This window comes from Rheinheimera gaetbuli, from assembly GCF_054781935.1.
Window position 1 is genome coordinate 17,109 of the sequence record NZ_BAAGTL010000002.1, and the last position, 18,476, is coordinate 35,584.

General features: G+C 48.7%; 10 protein-coding genes. 7 read left to right on the forward strand and 3 right to left on the reverse strand.

All coding sequences use genetic code 11. From position 1 onward, the window contains the following. The first annotated feature begins 9 nt into the window (after positions 1-9). Positions 10-318 carry a hypothetical protein gene (locus tag ACYVIC_RS03315; RefSeq protein WP_460857260.1) on the forward strand — a complete coding sequence of 103 codons (309 nt, stop codon included), beginning with the start codon at positions 10-12 and terminating at the stop codon, positions 316-318. Here ACYVIC_RS03315 and ACYVIC_RS03320 read toward each other — a convergent pair. Continuing rightward, positions 315-713, reverse strand: a complete 399-nt coding sequence (locus ACYVIC_RS03320; protein WP_460857262.1) for a DUF3293 domain-containing protein — start codon at positions 711-713, stop codon at positions 315-317. The genes ACYVIC_RS03315 and ACYVIC_RS03320 overlap by 4 nt on opposite strands. A 255-nt stretch (positions 714-968) precedes the next feature. On the opposite strand from ACYVIC_RS03320, the gene ACYVIC_RS03325 reads away from it, so the two are divergent. Together ACYVIC_RS03325 and arcA are read left to right on the forward strand one after the other, a co-directional pair. Continuing rightward, positions 969-2,486 (forward strand): sensor histidine kinase, encoded by a 1,518-nt coding sequence (locus ACYVIC_RS03325; RefSeq protein ID WP_460857562.1) that lies wholly within the window; start codon positions 969-971, stop codon positions 2,484-2,486. A 177-nt stretch (positions 2,487-2,663) separates the two neighbouring features. After that, positions 2,664-3,371, forward strand: a complete 708-nt coding sequence (arcA, locus tag ACYVIC_RS03330; protein WP_335734792.1) for a two-component system response regulator ArcA — start codon at positions 2,664-2,666, stop codon at positions 3,369-3,371. 4 nt (positions 3,372-3,375) lie between these two features. On the opposite strand, the gene ACYVIC_RS03335 is transcribed toward arcA, so the two are convergent. Both ACYVIC_RS03335 and ACYVIC_RS03340 read right to left on the reverse strand, forming a co-directional pair. After that, the gene (locus ACYVIC_RS03335) at positions 3,376-5,664 is read right to left on the reverse strand and encodes an ATP-binding protein (protein ID WP_460857264.1); all 2,289 of its coding nucleotides are present in this window, start codon (positions 5,662-5,664) and stop codon (positions 3,376-3,378) included. Positions 5,665-5,688: 24 nt separating this feature from the next. Continuing rightward, complete coding sequence (locus ACYVIC_RS03340) at positions 5,689-7,332, reverse strand: cyanophycinase (protein WP_460857266.1); 1,644 nt, start codon at positions 7,330-7,332, stop codon at positions 5,689-5,691. A gap of 570 nt (positions 7,333-7,902) precedes the next feature. Between ACYVIC_RS03340 and ACYVIC_RS03345 the strand changes: the two genes are divergently transcribed. The 4 genes from ACYVIC_RS03345 to gltB all read left to right on the forward strand — a co-directional run bounded on the left by ACYVIC_RS03345 (position 7,903) and on the right by gltB (position 18,474). Further along, positions 7,903-10,836, forward strand: coding sequence for a TonB-dependent receptor domain-containing protein (locus tag ACYVIC_RS03345; RefSeq protein WP_460857268.1), 2,934 nt, complete (start codon positions 7,903-7,905; stop codon positions 10,834-10,836). 60 nt (positions 10,837-10,896) lie between these two features. After that, positions 10,897-12,381 (forward strand): putative basic amino acid antiporter YfcC, encoded by a 1,485-nt coding sequence (gene yfcC, locus ACYVIC_RS03350; RefSeq protein WP_460857270.1) that lies wholly within the window; start codon positions 10,897-10,899, stop codon positions 12,379-12,381. Positions 12,382-12,411: 30 nt separating this feature from the next. After that, the gene (gene iadA / locus ACYVIC_RS03355) at positions 12,412-13,593 is read left to right on the forward strand and encodes a beta-aspartyl-peptidase (protein ID WP_460857272.1); all 1,182 of its coding nucleotides are present in this window, start codon (positions 12,412-12,414) and stop codon (positions 13,591-13,593) included. 420 nt (positions 13,594-14,013) lie between these two features. Next, positions 14,014-18,474 carry a glutamate synthase large subunit gene (gltB, locus tag ACYVIC_RS03360; RefSeq protein WP_460857274.1) on the forward strand — a complete coding sequence of 1,487 codons (4,461 nt, stop codon included), beginning with the start codon at positions 14,014-14,016 and terminating at the stop codon, positions 18,472-18,474. Positions 18,475-18,476 lie beyond the last annotated feature (2 nt).

Here is an 18,476-nt window from a genome sequence, read left to right on the forward strand (position 1 = left end):
GAAAAGCACATGCAAAAACTGTCTGTCTTGCTACTACTGATCTGGTTGACGCCAGCTACAGCGGCAGACAGTTTAGGCTGTATTCAGGCGCCGAAGCGGCAAAAAGCTTGTCCAAATTTGTTGTATCGGGTAGCCCAACTACCGACAATGCCAACGCCTGCAGTAATCTGTATTTGCGCCACTGACTTCGCCCCGTTGTTAACGCAACCCGTTACCGAAGCAGAGAAAGTAAAACAGAATATGGCCAGGCGCCAAATGGAAGTGGTACACGGTGAAAAACTACAAAGCGTCTTGGACATTCTGCAACGGCGTCTTTAGTCATTTAATAACACCAGTCGCGAGCTAAAAGCGCCCAGGCTTTCTTCTTGTTGCAACATTAACACCGGCACCAAAAATAACTCGCCCTGCTCTACCCAATAAATCGCATTTTGCTCAAACTGCAATGCCAACTGAATGGCAAGCGCTTTATCACATAACACAATCCAGCTTTTTTCCTGAAAGGTTAAATCTGGCGCACTGCCGATTACCGAGCGATAAGGCAAGCGTTGCTGATTAAGATAAGCCTGTAATTCATTGTCACGACGTAGATTAAGATAAGGGTGTTCGGTGTTTCCGGCGGGGTTTTGTGCACTGATAATAGCAAAATCGATATCACATTTAAGTGCCTGATGGCACAGGAAGATACTCGTTTTATAGCTTTCCCACAGGCTCATAACCACACCCAAAACAAACAAGTGTTCTTACTATAAACGGCTTTATTAATTTTGCCACTGCAGTTTGCTAAAAACATCTAATGTGCATAACATCAATGTAGCCGCATAATTTTGCGCGTAATACAGTAGGACTAAGATAAGCAGATGATTGCAATAGATAAAACCACATCGATAAAAAGCGCATTAATTTGGGTCATCATGCTGATATGCAGCCTGACTCTATGTCTTGCTATGATGGTCTCAACCCTACAGGATGTGAAATTGCAACGCAGCAAACTGGTATCTCAGTTGCAGGGCTATGCCAGTATTATTGCCTTTAATGCCCGCGACAGCATCCAAAAAGACGATGCTGACATAGAAGACAATCGGCTTAATTCTTTTAAAGCCGTGACTATGCTGCACAATATACATATTTATAAATTGCTACCTGACAGCAATGAGCTAAGCTTTTTTGCCAGTTACAATCGCGACGGCATTGGCCCTTTTCCGGTACAATTTGGCCGTATTGAGCAATTTGCCAAACCCTATATCAGTGACAACCATATTGAGCTTATCCGCGAAGTAAAACAAGACGAGACCATTATCGGCTATATCTATGTTCGGGCTAATCAGGAAGAACTAAACAGCTATATCCAGACCCGGATCCTCTTAGATATCCTTATTGCCCTGATAGCGCTGGGCAGTGCTTACTTTATCAGTTCCAGATTGCAGCAACGCTTTACCACACCGATTGATACACTGTTAAATCTGGTGCAAAAAGTTGCCAAAGAAAAAGACTACCGCATTCGCGCGCCTGTTGCGCCAATCAAAGAATACAATATGCTCAGTCGCGCTTTTAACATCATGCTGGACAGAATTGAACAGCAAATTAGCAAGTTACAACAAGCCGAACAAGAAAATCGCCAGCTAACACTCAGTTTGGAGCAAAAAATTGAGCAACGCACCGATGCGCTTAAAACGTCCAACCAGGAGCTGCTAAATACCTTAGCCACCTTACATCAGTATCAAAATCAAATAGTTGAAACTGAAAAAATGGCCAGTCTCGGCCAAATGGTCGCTGGCGTGGCGCATGAGGTTAATACGCCGATTGGCCTTGGTGTTACAGCCTCTACTTTAATGCAAGACAAACTGACAGACATCCAGAAAGCGTTTGATGAAAAAAAACTAACGTCATCTCAACTGGCTAAATTTCTGGCAGAAAGCAAAGAAAACCTGGGCATTATTTATCGCAATATGGAGCGTGCTGCCAGCCTGATCTCCAGCTTTAAACGGGTAGCAGTAGACCAGTCAAATGATAACCGCCGTCAATTTAATATGCTGCAGCTTATCAACGAAGTATTGCTGTCGTTGCGGCCAAATTTAAAGAAAACCCAACATCAGCTTGTGGTTAATTGTGCAGCAGAGTTGGAGCTTGACAGCAAACCCGGGCCGATAAATCAGATCCTGATTAATTTAATTATGAATAGCCTTATCCATGCTTTTGAGCATACCGAGCAGGGCACAATGACCATCGATGTGGCAGTAAAAGATAATAACTGCATTTTGCAATATTCTGATAATGGCACCGGCGTTCCGGAAAACATTAAAAAACGTATTTTCGATCCCTTTGTTACCACCAAACGCGGTGAAGGCGGCAGCGGCCTTGGACTGCATTTAGTATACAACCTGGTTACTCAGGCACTAAACGGAAAAATCTTGTTGGAAAGCACATTGGGCCAAGGTGTTAGTATAAAAATTGAATTTCCGGTGATCGTAATAAGCAAAACGGCGTAAGCAAAGCAAACCGCTGCTAGCCAGCCACAACAGATAACCAGCAGTCCAATTGTTAACAAAAAACTTGTTAACAATTGGACTGCTGGTTATAATCACGTATTATTTGACAAGTGCAAGTCATCTATAAAACGCAATTTCGCCATAAAACCAACAAAATTTACATAAGGTTTAAATCCTATGCAAACACCTGTGATTCTTATCGTTGAAGACGAAGAAGTAACCCGGTTAAATCTGGTCAGTCTGTTCCAAGGTGAAGGTTATGACGTCATTGAAGCCATAAACGGCGAAGAAATGAACCAGAAACTTACAGACAATAAAGTAAATTTGGTGGTGATGGATATTAATCTGCCTGGCAAAAACGGCCTTATCCTAGCCCGGGAACTGCGTCAGAAAGAAAATATCGGCCTTATTTTCTTAACCGGTCGCGACAGTGAAGTCGACCGCATTCTAGGCCTGGAAATCGGTGCAGATGACTATTTAACCAAACCATTTAACCCGCGTGAACTTACTATCCGTGCCCGTAACTTGCTAAGCCGCACTGTAGCTCAGCCAGTGGTAGAAGAGCATAAAAGCATCGTTAAATTTAATGGTTGGACGCTGGATGAAAATAGCCGCAATCTGACCTCGCCAAAAGGTGTTGCCCGTCGTTTGCCAAAAGGCGAATACCGTGCATTACGTTTAATGCTGGATACACCGGGTAAAATATTCACCCGTGAACAGTTAATCCGCCACATGACTGGCCGCGATTTGCGCCCGAACGACCGTACAGTAGATGTTACTATCCGCCGCATTCGTAAGCATTTTGAATCGGACATCGATAGCCCTGAATTAATCAGCACTATTCACGGTGAAGGCTACCGCTTCGTAGGTAAGTTAGAAAAATAAGCGCTTACGCCATTTCAATATAATCAGACAGAGCAGCCAGGTGCTGCTCTGTTTTTAAATGAAAATCAACCAGCTGTCGCTCCATCCCTTGCCAGTTAACTTCTTCGTGCTCTAATCTTTTTGCCTGCTGTTGCACCCACAATAAACCAACTGATGCAGCCGCACCCTTAAGTTTATGTGCCGCTTCCTGAAACTCTTTTAACTGACGTTGCACCGCTGTTTCCATCAGACGGTTCATATATCCGGGCAATAACTGAGCAAACAATTGAGTACTGCGTTTAACCGTATCCTTACCCAATGATTGCAGATAGTCATTTAGAATATGGGTGTCCAGCGCCGCTGATTCGGTGGTTTTTTGTTCTGTTACCGACCTTTGTAATTTAACTGCACTGGGCGAAAACAACTGCGCCAGTACAGCATCAAGTTTGCTGGTACTAATGGGTTTAGCCAATGCGTTATCAATATGCAGCCCCTGTAACTGCTGTTCTGCTTTACGCACATTAGCACTTAACACCACTATCGGCAGTGCTGCTAAGCGTGGCTCCTGACGGATAAACTGTGCTATCTGTTCACCACTCATATCAGGCAATTGCATATCCAGCAGCACCAGGTCTATATCGTCCTCAGTTTCCAGCAATGCCATGGCATCCTCGCCTGTTTCCGCGTGTATTACGGTATGGCCGCGCTGCTCCAGCAAGCCGGTGGCTATTTCTGCATTTAACGGTACATCTTCTATCAGTAAGATAGTCAGCTCAGGGCAGCTTATCTGTGTCTGCGGCTCTGACGCTGAGCGCTCAGCAGGCAATCTGACTTCAAAACAACTGCCCTGGCCAAGCTCGCTGCTTAAAACAATATTGCCTTTCATTGCTTCAACCAACGCACGCGAAACTGACAAACCAATACCTGAGCCTATGATACTTAAACGGCGCCCATCGCTGGACTTGTAGTACATATCAAAGATCCGTTCTTGCTCCTTTTCAGCAATACCAATACCAGTATCAGTTACCAGAAAGATTAACTCAGATTTTTCCGGCGCAACTTTACAGGTTAATGCTACCCGCCCGGCGGCAGTAAACTTGACGGCATTATTTAGCAGATTCCACAATACCTGACGTAAACGGGTAGGGTCCAAACGTAAATCCAGTTCAGTATCACCCTGGCAGTTTAATTCAAATGTCAGGCCTTTTTGCTGACACAGTAACTCAGCAAAATTAGCAATGTCGTTGATAAACTGACGCAATGACACGCTCTGATAGACAATGTCGAGGTCCTGGCGGTCAATTTTATCCAGATCGATAATATCGTTGAAAATATTACCCAGCGTCTCTGCGCTGCTAAAAATAGTATTAGCCCAGCCATGCTGTTGTTTTGTCAGCTTACTTTCCAGCAAACGCCGGCTTAAACCCACAATACCGTTTAGCGGAGTGCGCAGTTCATGGCTTAAGGTAGCAATAAACTGGCCTTTATCCTGATAGGCTTTTTCCAAAGCCTGCTCTGCCAGCTTACGTGAGGTGATATCGCGGCCAAAGCCCAACAAGCCGATGTAGCGGCCGTGCCGGTCATAAAAGGGTACCTTACGCATTTCCAGCCATAATATCTGGCCGTCTTCTTTAACAAACTCAACGTCAAGGGTTAGCTCTGATGGCGGCATATTGACTTCATATTCAGTCAATATCACGGCTTGTGCGCTTTTAGCGCTGTAAATTTCTGCCGGATACCGACCAAGTAGTTCAGTGGCAGATTTGCCCATAATCTGTTCAAACATCTTATTACAGCTGGCAAAACGGCCGGTTTCATCGCGGTAGTAAAATAAATCCGGCGAGCTATCGACGATAGAGCGTATCAATAAACTTTGCTCTTCCAGCTCTATCTGGGCTTTTTTGCGTTCGGCAATTTCTTTACGCAGTTCATCAATAGCTCTGCGTTTGGCTTGAAACGCTTTTTTTCTCTCTTCTATTTCGTAGTTTAATTGGCGGATATTTTCCTGCATGCCTTCGTTTAACAAGCGTTCCTGATGGGCAGAATCTTCCAGGTATGACAGTGCCGCATCTAAATGCAACACCAGATAGAACAGAAAGGCAATAGACACAGGGCCCAGCACTGCTGCAGCTAAGGTTGCGCCTCTAACCCACTCCCAATCAATTTGGTTGTTCAGCACCACCGACACTACAGCCGAAAAAACAGCCAAGCCAACAGACAGAAACAGCTGACACAACAATGCCAACTTTAGCTTGCCCCAGTTGCGTATCCATCTGGCGAAGGTTTTAACCTGAGGATGAACAGGTCCTTGCATCAGGTATTACCTCGCATTTTACGCTCAGTTGGCAGGCGTAATATCCAACATCAAATTGCTGTAAGAGCAATACTGGATCTCAGCATTTTGCAAGCGTTGCAAGCCTTGCCGGGTGTGAGACGTCGTACTTTTATACAGCATGATACTGTGGCCCTGACCAACCTTTACCGCTCGGCCATCAGCCTGACGGCTTTGCGTAGTGCACAACAATTGGGCCAGCTGTCTGTAATTATCCCGTTCAAACAGATCGCCGGAACTTAGTAGCGGTGTCAGACTATTATTTGTCGCAAACTTCCAATCGGCAAAGCGGGTACGCATCACACCATCTTTAATATCCAGACGATCGTCGCGGGTAAGGTAGTGTGTTGCCACTTGAGTTATGTTAGCCACTGCGCCTTCACCAGCTCGCCCAACCTCAGCCGTGTCAACAATAAAAACACCATTGGCACCAATAACCTGCATATTTACTTGCGGGGCATTATCGCTGTCGGTAAAGCCAACCAGCAGGGCGGTGTTTTCGTCAATGCCAAAACCATACCGGCTTTGTGTATCATTCAGCAACCGCACCAGCCGGCCCTGCCTGCCGCGCTCTGAGAAATGGGTATCCAAGACCCCAAAGTTGAACAGGCCCAAACCGCCTGCTGACGAATAAGTAAGGTGACCTTCTGCCAGGCCATTGCTGCAGCTTTGATCTTTATCACAGCCGCGTTTAGGCGCCGGTAAGTCGAAAGCACCAAATTGCATCGCACTGTAGCTGTCACCATTAGTGATCATGGGTATTCTGCTGCCGGCAAAACTGCCGCCACTCATCACCGCAGTACCTGCACTGGTACCGGCAATTATCATATCGCCATTTCTTAACATGGTTTCAATCTGCTGCAGCTCTGGGCTGGCGCGGCCATCTTCAAAGCGCAATGCCTGTAGCGTCAAACTCTGATCGCCGCCATTGAAGAATATCACATCTGAACGCCGGATCAATTCTACAGCGTCTTCCGTGCCTTGCTGACAAAACTTAGTTAGCTGCTGCATCAAATCAGGGTAGATCCGTGCTCGCTGATAACTGCCATGGTATTGCTCAAGATACTGCGGCAGCTTGTCACAGGAGGCCTTCCCCGCTGTTTTATTGGCCTGCGCAGCCTGATAGGCAGCGTTAATAGGCAACCAGCTAACATCTGCACCGGCTTCTTCAAATAAGTTGGTGTAAAAATCTACTGCGGCAAAAGGGTCACGACCAGAAGCAGTAACTACCAGCAACCTCGGCTTACGCTGTGGCCCAGCGACTTGCTGTGCCAAACTGACAATTTTTTGATAAATTTCAACACTAAATGGATCTGCCGTTCTGGCTAAATCAGCAAATTCTTTTTGCCGTGGCGGCGAAGATCGCCGACCGGTATTTGGCGAGATAGCCATAACCTGCAACTGATCCAGTACAAAATTCAGCTCACGCTCAGTCAAAGAGCCGTAATTAGTCCGGCCGGATACCCAAATACCATCCATCTCGGTCTCAGCAGAGCGCCACAAACGTAATAACTCACGTTCGGAGATGCGCTCTGACGACACTCTACTGCGCATAAACTCTAACACCGCCAGCGTTTGTTGCTGTTCGATGACGCGTTCTTCTCCCCAGAATAGCTTGTCACTGACATTAGCAATATTTTCAGCAGACAATTGAAACAAATCTGCTGACTTAGCTGCAGCAGAAAAAATGTCTGGTTCGCTACAATGCCTTACATTTGTTGAACTGCAGGTTTTGAGCCCACCGCCAACTAATACCATAGAGTAGTCGGGAAATTTATTGCTATTTGCATGTGCTGCGAAAACAGAGCAGGCCAATGCGGCTGCAGATATATAAAAGCTCAGTGATTTCATTAATCTAGTTCTTATCATTTGAGTACAGAAGTGTTCAACTACCAATACTACAGATAGCGGCCAAAATTCAAAGGCTATAGATTAGCCTGTATTGACTTCATTGCCAATTAGCAGTATTTGTATTAGTAATGATTTATTAAGCAGCAATTCATTTTTGGTAGCGGTATGTTGAAAAAAGCCTTTACGCTAAGTTCATATCACTACTCGTCTTACTACCTGTCAGAGTGGTTTAACGAGTAGACACACGTCAGACACTAAACCGTGTCTGGCAGGCGTTTATTCCTGCACCACAACAACTAACATCAATAATTGTAAGCACACCAATGCGGACTATACCGCAGGCTGTGCCATGTTAAGACAGGTGTATCTATGCGCAAATTATCTCCTTTAGCGCTGGCGGTTGCCGGCAGCTTTTTTGCAACTCCGCTGGTTTTCGCTGCTGAAGAAGTAGTAAAAGAAGAGCAGAAAATTGAAAAAATTCAGGTAACTGGCTCGCGTATACGCGGTGTAGATTTAGAAGGCACCCAGCCACTTACGGTTATTTCCGCCGACGATATTAAAAACTCTGGCGCCAGCTCAGTGTATGAACTGCTTAAAGACTTAGGCCAGGTGCGCGGCGGTAACGGCACGTTTTCTACGTCAGAAAGCGGCGCAACATCTACATCGACCCCAGCAGGCCAGGCCGCCGCGTCTTTAAGGGGTTTAGGCCCCTCATCTACTCTTACTCTGATTAACGGACGCCGGGTCGCGGCATCGTCGTTTGCAGCCGGCACGCAAAACTTTGTTGATATAAACAGTATCCCGCTGGCAGCCATTGAGCGGGTTGAAATTCTGGCTACCGGCGCCTCAGCAATTTACGGCGCTGATGCGGTTGCCGGTGTCATAAACTACATTTTGAAAAAAGACTACGAAGGGGCCGAAGTTAGCCTGTCTTATGCCAACAGCACGGCATCGTCAAATGATGCCAAAGTTAATGCTAACCTGTTATTTGGTACCACCTTTGCCGGTGGTAACCTAACCTTGTTTGCCGATCTTTTCGATCGTAAAGGCTATATGGCCACAGACCGGGCCTTTACGTCACAAACGGCTTTGCAAAGCAATTATTCCTATTTGCCCAAATTGCGCGATGGCGCCAATATCAATTTCTTCTCAGCCCGCAGCGGTAATGAAATTGGCAATCCAAATTGTACCAGCCCGTTAGTCACGACCGAATTTGGTGAAGACATTTGTGCGTACTATGCCAATCAGGACGACCAACTGGAAAGCCCGTTTGAAAGCCAATCTGCTGGCTTTATTTTTACCAAAGATGTAAACGGTTTAGTTTGGAACACCGACTTTTTCTACAGCACAACGGATTCTACCGCCGTCTCCTCGCCGGCACCTATAGAGCAGGTAGAGCAAATCAACGCGGATCATGGTGCCTGGATACCAGAAACCGCGCTGGATATTTACCCATCTGACTATGTAGACTTTTTATATGACGAACTGTGGATAGACCCGTTTGACACTGTCGCAGGACAACGCTTGTGGGGGTTCCAGTACAGTGCCCGCTTTAACGACCCGCGCACCATACAAAACAAAACCGATTCATTCCGTTTAACCAGTTCAATTGCCGGCGACCTGGCTAATTGGCAGTGGGAGGCAGCTATTCTGCTGTCACAATCGCAATCTAAGCAAAAAGCCATAGCCGGCGTTTACAACCGTTATAAATACAGTGCTCTGGTGCATGGTGAATTATGCAGCAACGGCACTATCGCCAGCTTTGACGCAGATAACGGTTTAACCTGTTCAGCGGGTAACCTGCTGGCCGCTTTTAATCCGCTGCTGCAAAATGACCCGACTAATGACGCCTTGTTAGCCAATGCGCAAGAAGTACCCACCCGCGATGGTAAGAGCACCGTTTACGGTTGGGACCTGCGCTTTAGCGGCGATTTAATGCAGTTCAATGATGACGTTATCCGCGCTGCCTTTGGTATTGAAGCACGTAAAGAAGAAATTACTGATACACCATCATTAAACGCCCGTGCCCGGCCGGAAAATCGCTACCTGGTTGACGTCTTAGGCTTTGGCTCCAGTGTATCTGCCGCAGACCGAACCCAGGCTGCTGCCTATGCCGAGATTTATGCGCCGTTAAGCAGTACGGTTGAACTGCAACTGGCCGGACGGTATGACTATTACGACGACTTTGGCAGCACCTTTAACCCCAAAGTAGGCCTGACCTGGCGCCCGCTGGACAGCTTAGTGGTGCGCGGTTCCTGGGCAACCTCATTCAGAGCACCGTCGCTTACGCAAGCAGGGGTAAAACTCAGAACCACTACTGCTACCTATGACTGCAGTGCCAATCAAACAGTTTCCGATTTGTACTGTGAAGGCTTTGGCGATGTACGCCGGCCAAATGTGCTGGAGCTGGGTAACCCGGATTTACAGGCAGAGACCTCAGAATCAGTCAGCGTAGGTTTTGCCTGGAGCCCAACTCAGGATACCACCTTAACGGTAGATTATTGGCAGTTTAGCCATGAAAAGCTGGTAGACACCGACCTTACCGCCATGTTGGCAAGAACAGCAACCGACGCATCAGTGCGCCATTGCGGCTTAGTGCCTGAAGGTGAAACAGGCATCGCCTATAACCCGGATTTATGTCTGGTAACTGATAACGCTGGCCTCACCATAGAAGACGACGGCGCCAATATGCAGCAAATACTCGATGCCTGGGTAGACTTCGATGCGCCTCGTTTTGACGAATTGCCATTGCTACGTGACCATGTAATCCAGCTAGAAAACGTTGGTCAGCAAGATGTCAAAGGCGTGGATGTACGCTTTTCACACACCTTTGATTTTGTCGGCGGGCGCTTAGGCTTAGATGCCGACTGGACACATTACGTTAGTTTTAAACGTAACAAAGCCGGCTCAGATGAAATCGAATCACTGATTGGCAGCTTCCGTTACCCCCAAAACATCGCCAGCGCACGTATTTCCTGGAGCGGCGAAGCGCTTTATTTAGGGCTAACGGCACTTTATACCTCGTCTTACAACGACGACATCAGCAGACTAAGAGGCCGCAATATTGCTGAGTTAACTGACCTTGGCTTGTTAGATGAGAATGGTGAGCGTGAAGTTGCCGCCTGGACAATTTTACGCGCCAATATAGGTTACGACTTTGAAAATGCCAGTATTAACCTTAGCATCGACAATCTGCTGGATCGTGATCCGCCAGCGGTTTATGGCTCTGCACGCGGTTTTGATTCACTAAACCACAACGCTTTTGGCCGCAACTATAAACTATCTTTTAGTTACTTTTTTTAAGCTTTCGTAGCAAAGGGAGAGTTCGCTCTCCCTTTTTTCAAGCTTGATATAGGTTAAGTTATGACGATAACAAATAAAAAACCGGTCTCGATGCCGGACGCCTTTGTCATCCTGTTCTTTGTGATGATATTGGCTGCTGTGGCATCGCATCTGGTACCCGCCGGCTCTTTTGCACTTACTGAACCCGCACCAGTGGCAGAAGGTGCGGCTAAGCTTAAAGGTAAAATAGACCCGAACAGCTTTACGCTGCACACCGACAGCCAGCAAGGCGTGCCTTTATTTGCTGAGGGCGGCGGCATTGGCTTTTTTAACTATGCCTTTGAAGGTTTAGTGTCGGGCAATAAATGGGGCTCGGCCATTGGCGTAGTGGCTTTTATTCTGCTTACCGGTGGTGCCTTTGGCATTATCATGAAAACCGGTGCTATCCATAACGGCATACTGGCGCTGATAGCCAAAACCCAAAGCATGCAGTTTTTATTTATTCCGCTGATGTTTGGCTTGTTTTCCTTAGGCGGCGCCGTGTTTGGTATGGGCGAAGAAGCCATCGCTTTTTGTATTGTGCTGTTGCCGCTAATGCTGGCATTAGGCTATGACGCCATTACCACAGTGCTGGTTACTTATGTTGCCACCCAAATTGGCTTTGCCACCTCCTGGATGAACCCGTTTAACGTAGCTATTGCGCAGGGAATTGCCGAAATACCGCTGCTGTCAGGCAGTGATTTACGCATTGTTATGTGGGCAGTATTTACCCTGTTTGGCATTATTTTTACCATGCGCTATGCCGCAAAAGTGAAAGCCACGCCTGAGCTGTCATTAAGTTACGCTACAGATCAAAAACTGCGGGCCCAGCAAAGCGCTGAAGCGAAAAACAGCTATAGCCGGCTTGATTCAGTGATCCTGCTGGCATTTTTTGCCGGTTTAATTTGGATTATCTGGGGCGTAACAACGCGCCAGTATTACATTCCGGAAATTGCCAGCCAGTTTTTTACCATCGGTATTGTGATTGCCGTGATTGCCGTACTGGGTAAACGCCTGAGCATGAACGACGCTGCCGATGGTTTTAAACATGGCGCCGCCGAGTTATTGCCAGCAGCGCTTATTGTCGGTATGGCCAAAGGCATAGTGTTGTTGCTCGGTGGCGATAACCCTGAGTCACCCTCAGTATTAAACACCCTGCTGTATTACAGTGGCCAGGCGCTGGGCGATTTACCGGCGTTTTTATCCGCCTGGTTAATGCTGATTATCCAATCGGTGATTAACTTCTTTGTCGCCTCCGGCTCCGGTCAGGCGGCGCTGACTATGCCACTTATTGCACCACTGGCCGATTTAGTCGGACTTTCGCGCCAAATTGCGGTATTGGCTTTTCAACTAGGCGATGGCTTAACCAACTGCATTATCCCCACGTCGGCGGCGTTAATCGGCTGTTTGGGCGTGGTGCGGGTTGACTGGACAGTGTGGTTCCGCTTTGTCTGGAAATTACAACTATGGCTATTCGCGTTAGCTAGCGCCTTTATGTTTCTGGCCGTGGCCATAGGTTATCAATAGCCACAGTGTGGCTGTTTTGAGGTTACTATTTTGAATAATATTATACTTATAAAAAATGCTGAGCTGATTGCACCGCAGCGACTTGGCAAAATGGACGTAGTGATAGCCGGTGGCCGAATTGCCGCCGTCGGCAGCGACTTTAACCTGGCGGGCAGCAACTTGCCGGTAACGGTAATAGACGCCGGCGATTTTTATTTAACACCGGGCTTTGTAGATTCGTTAGTGCACTTTATCGGCGGTGGCGGTGAAGGTGGCTTTGCTACCCGCACACCGGAGATGCAACTCACCGATGCGACTTTGGGCGGTGTTACCACTGCCATAGGCGTATTGGGCACCGATGCTACAACGCGCACCCTAACTAACTTACTGGCCAAAGCCCATGCACTGGATAGTGAAGGTATTACCACTTACTGCCATACCGGCTCGTACGAAATCCCCTGTCGCACCCTGACCGGCAATATCACTGATGATCTGATCCTGATTGACAAGTTTATCGGTGTCGGCGAGATAGCCATCAGCGATCACCGCTCATCACAACCTACCACCGATGAAATTCGTAAAGTGGCTGCCGCAGCCCGCGTCGGTGGCATTTTGTCCGGTAAAAGCGGCATAGTCAGCGTGCATATGGGCGCTGGCGAGCGTATTTTACAGCCGATTTATCAGGCCGTAGCCGGTACCGAGCTAAAGCTGAAACAGTTTTACCCCACCCATATGAACCGCAACCGCCGGGTATTTGAGGCCGCGCTGGAATTTGCCACTAAAGGCGGCGTCATTGACTTTACCACCAGCACCACCGACTTTGACTTAAAGCACGGTGAAGTGGCCGCTGCGGCGGCGCTGGCAGAAGCGCTGGCATTTGGTGTTAAGCCAATGCAGCTGACATTAAGCTCAGATGGCAACGCCAGTCTGCCGATTTACAATGACGATGGCGACTTACTCGGTTTACAGGTAGGCAGTGTACAAAGCCTGTATCAGTCGGCGCGCGAGGCAATAACCCAGCATAAGGTCAGTATCAGTGACGCTATCTGTAGTATTAGCGCGGCGCCGGCAGCCATACTGGGCTTAAAGCAAAAAGGTCGTATTGCCGCCGGGTTGGATGCTGATATGGTATTGCTGCGCCGTGATGATCTGGCCATCGACAGTGTTATCGCCAAAGGTAAGCTGTTGGTACAACAAGGCGAAGCCCTGGTAAAAGGCACTTTTGAGCAATAAGTGTTTGTGGCAGCATAAAAGCAAATAAGACAAATTCGCATAAATATGGCGCATCGCACCATAGCTATCGAGGCTAAAAAGCTGCTACGGCAGCTTTTTTTATTGCCGGCAAGGGTATTAATGGCAAAAATATCGCCAATTCATGTAATTTATTTTCATTTTCAAAAGTTAGCTTTCTGCGACATTCGCACACTACAACACTGCAAAGTCAGCTTGCTTTTTATCGCAAATAACGGTATACCTGTACGCTCTTGAACGTTTAGATGGCTAAACATTTCCAGAGCAAATACTCTACAACGCATTGACCTCTGAAAGAGTAACCGTTATTTTCTTTCAGCAGCAGCAAAAACCAAATAAAAGAATAATAATTCACAAATAATAAATATTTATTAAATATCAGGACAAGTGTGGAGGTTAGTCATGGCGTTGTACCAGCACAGTCAGGCAAGAGAAAACTGTGGCTTCGGTCTGATAGCGCATCTGGAAGGCGCTGCCAGCCACCGGATCGTCAGAACCGCAATTAACGGCCTTGACCGTATGCAGCACCGCGGCGGTATTTCTGCCGACGGTAAAACCGGTGATGGTTGTGGTTTATTAATGCAAAAACCAGACAGTTTCTTTCGTGCTATCGCCGAAGAAAACGGTTGGAATCTGGCAAAGAAATACGGCGTCGGCATGATTTTCTTCAGCCAGGACCCGGTAAAAGCCGCCTTAGCAAAAAAGATTATCGCACAGGAAATTGCCCGCGAAACCCTGACTTTAGTGGCCTGGCGCACAGTGCCGGTAGACAGCAGCGTGTTGGGCCCGTTAGCGCTCAGCTCTATGCCCACTATTGAGCAGGTTATAGTAAATGCGCCGCACGGCTGGGGCGATCACGACTTAGAGCGCCGCCTGTATATGGTGCGCCGCCGCATTGAAAAACAACTAAGCGACGATGCCGATTTTTATATCCCCAGCTTCTCATCCTTGGTTACCGTATTTAAAGGCCTGATGATGCCGGCAGATTTGCCGCGTTATTATCTCGACTTAGCCGATATTCGTATGGAAACCGCCATTTGCGTGTTCCACCAGCGTTTTTCTACCAACACCATGCCGCGCTGGCAGTTGGCACAGCCGTTTCGCTTTTTAGCCCATAACGGTGAAATTAATACTATTACCGGCAACCGCCAATGGGCCCGGGCCCGGCAGTACAAGTTTTCCTCGCCGCTGTTAAGCGATTTACAAGATGCCGCGCCCTTTGTCAGCCAAAGCGGCTCAGACTCCAGCTCGCTGGACAATATGCTGGAGCTGTTATTAGCCGGCGGTATGGACTTATTCCGCGCCATGCGTTTGTTAGTGCCACCAGCCTGGCAAGGCAACCGCGTAATGGATGACAACTTAAAGGCGTTTTACGAATTTAACTCCATGCATATGGAGCCGTGGGACGGCCCTGCCGGTATTGTAATGACCAACGGGCAACACGTAGCCTGTAACCTGGACCGTAACGGCCTGCGCCCTGCCCGCTTTGTTATTACCCGCGATAAATTAATTACACTGGCGTCAGAAGTGGGCATTTGGGATTACACCCCGGACGAAGTGGTCGAAAAAGGCCGCGTGGGCCCGGGCGAAATGCTGGCGGTAGACACGACCACCGGCAAAATCTGGCGCTCCAATGAAATAGACAGCGACTTAATGGCACGCCACACCTACCGTGATTGGCTAAATAGCAACGTGCAGCGGCTGGTACCCTACGAGCAGTACGAAACCGACTTAATCGGCAAGCGTGTATTCTCCGATGACGATATGCTGGTGTACCACAAGCTGTTTAACTACAGCTATGAAGAAATTGATCAGGTAATGACCGTCCTGGCCAAAGACGCTCAGGAAGCGGTGGGCTCTATGGGCGACGATACGCCGATGGCGGTATTATCGCGCAAGCCGCGCACCCTATACGATTATTTCCGCCAGCAGTTCGCCCAGGTGACTAACCCGCCTATCGATCCGCTGCGCGAGTCACACGTAATGTCACTGGCCACCAGTATCGGCCGCGAGCACAACGTATTTAAAGAAACCGCCGGTTACGCCCGCCGTATTCAGTTTGAATCGCCTGTGATGATGTACTCCGACTTAAAGCAGTTAAAACAAGCTGACGAGAAGTACTACAAGCATCAGATTTTTTCGCTTAACTTCGACCCGGCACAGCACAGCCTGCAACAAGCGGTAGAGCAATTGTGCGCCGACGTTATTACTGCCGTGCGCGATAACAACGTGGTGCTGGTAATGTTAACAGACCGGCGTATTGAGCAAGGCAAGTTACCCATTCCGGCCGCGATGGCAGTGGGTGCGGTGCAGCATGCGCTGGTTAATGCCCAGCTGCGCTGCGATTCCAACATTATTGTTGAAACCGCCTCAGCGCGTGACTCACACCACTTTGCCGTACTGATTGGTCTGGGCGCCACCGGCGTTTATCCTTTTATGGCCTACGAAACAGTAGAGCAACTGGTCGAAAAAGGTGTTATTACCTTAACCGCACGTCAGGCGGTGCTGAATTACCGTAAAGGCATTAATAAAGGCCTGTACAAAATTATGTCGAAAATGGGCATTTCAACAGTGGCCAGCTACCGCTGCTCCAATCTGTTTGAAGCCGTCGGCATCGATAAAGCGGTAATGCGGCAGTGTTTTGCCGATATCCCATCGCGTTTGGGCGGTGCCGGCTTTACTGACTTTGAACAAGACATACAGCAACTGGCCAAAGTCGCCTGGTTAAAACGTAAACCGTTGAACCACGGTGGCTTATTAAAATACGTGCACGACGGCGAATACCACGCCTACAACCCGGATGTGGTGCAAACCCTGCAAAAGGCCGTGCGCTCGGGCAAGTACGAAGATTATCAGCAGTACAGCAGTATTGTGAACCAGCGCCCGGTGGCACATTTACGTGACTTATTTAAACTGGCTGACAGCACTCCGGTAGCGCTGGATCAGGTGGAGAGCGAGCAAAACCTGTACCCACGCTTTGACAGCGCAGCCATGTCTATCGGCGCCTTAAGCCCGGAAGCACATGAAGCCTTAGCGATTGCAATGAACCGTTTGGGCGGGCGCTCAAACTCGGGTGAAGGTGGTGAAGATCCACGCCGCTTTGGCACCGAGAAAAACTCGAAAATTAAACAAGTCGCCTCCGGCCGTTTTGGTGTTACGCCGCATTACCTGGTTAATGCTGAAGTGATCCAGATTAAAGTGGCTCAGGGCGCCAAGCCCGGCGAAGGCGGCCAGTTACCCGGCGAGAAAGTGACTGCCGAAATTGCCCGCTTACGCTATTCAGTGCCTGGGGTAACCTTAATCTCGCCACCGCCACACCATGATATTTACTCAATTGAAGATTTAGCCCAGCTGATTTTCGATTTAAAGCAGGTGAATCCGCAGGCGCTGATCTCGGTAAAACTGGTATCAGAGCCCGGCATCGGCACCATCGCTGCCGGTGTGGCCAAAGCTTATGCCGATCTGATTACCGTATCCGGTTATGACGGCGGCACCGGTGCCAGCCCGTTAACTTCAGTAAAATACGCCGGCAGCCCGTGGGAGCTTGGCCTTGCCGAAGTACACCAGGCCTTAGTAGAAAACGGCCTGCGCGACCGCGTAAGGCTGCAGGTAGACGGCGGCTTAAAAACAGGGTTGGATGTGATTAAAGCGGCTATTTTAGGCGCAGAAAGCTTCGGCTTTGGTACCGGCCCTATGGTGGCGCTGGGCTGTAAGTTCCTGCGTATTTGCCATTTAAATAACTGCGCCACCGGTGTAGCAACCCAGGATGCCACCCTGCGCCGCGATCATTTTACCGGCTTGCCGGAAATGGTAATGAACTACTTTAAGTTCTTAGCCTTTGAAGTGCGCGAGTTGATGGCACAGCTGGGGGTAACTGAGCTTACCCAGCTGATTGGCCGCACTGATTTGTTGGCGGTAAAAGACAGCGAAACGCAAAAACAAGCCCGCTTAGATTTAACACCAATACTGCAGGCCAGCGGCGTGCAATCAGACAAGGCGCTGTACTGTGTGCAAAACAATACGCCGTTTGATGAGGGCGCCCTTAACCAGCAACTGCTGAAAAGCTGCGAGCAAATGGTACTGAACAAAAGCGGCGGCCAGCTTAACCTGAGTATCCGCAATACCGACCGCTCGGTTGGCGCGGCGCTGTCGGGCTTTATTGCCCGCCAGCACGGTAATCAGGGTATGGCAACCGATCCTATCCGCATCCGTTTTACCGGCACCGCCGGCCAAAGCTTTGGTGTATGGAATGCCGGCGGCCTGCATATGTCGCTGCAGGGCGATGCTAACGATTATGTCGGTAAAGGCATGACCGGCGGCCAGTTAGCTATATTCCCCGCCAAGGGCGCCAGCTTTGCCAAAAACGGCTTTACCATTGCCGGTAATACCTGTTTATACGGCGCCACCGGCGGCCGTTTATATGCAGCAGGCCAGGTCGGCGAGCGTTTTGCCGTGCGAAATTCGGGCGCCTTAGCGGTGGTAGAAGGCACCGGCGATAACTGCTGCGAATATATGACCGGCGGCGTGGTAGTGGTATTGGGCTGCACCGGGGTGAACTTTGGTGCCGGTATGACCGGCGGCTTTGCCTACCTGCTGGATGAGCAAAATGACTTAGAGCTGAGGTTAAACCCCGAGCTGGTAGAGGCGCTGGAAGTCAGTACGCCAATACTGCAGGAACACCTGCGCAGCTTATTGCACCAGCACGTAGAAGAAACCGGCAGCGAAAAAGCGCAGAAGATCTTAAACGACTTTAACCGTTACTTAAGCCAATTTAAGCTGGTTAAACCAAAAACCAGCGATGTAAACACCTTGCTGGGACACCGCGCACGCTCGTCAGCCGAGCTGCGGGTTCAGGCGATGTAGGG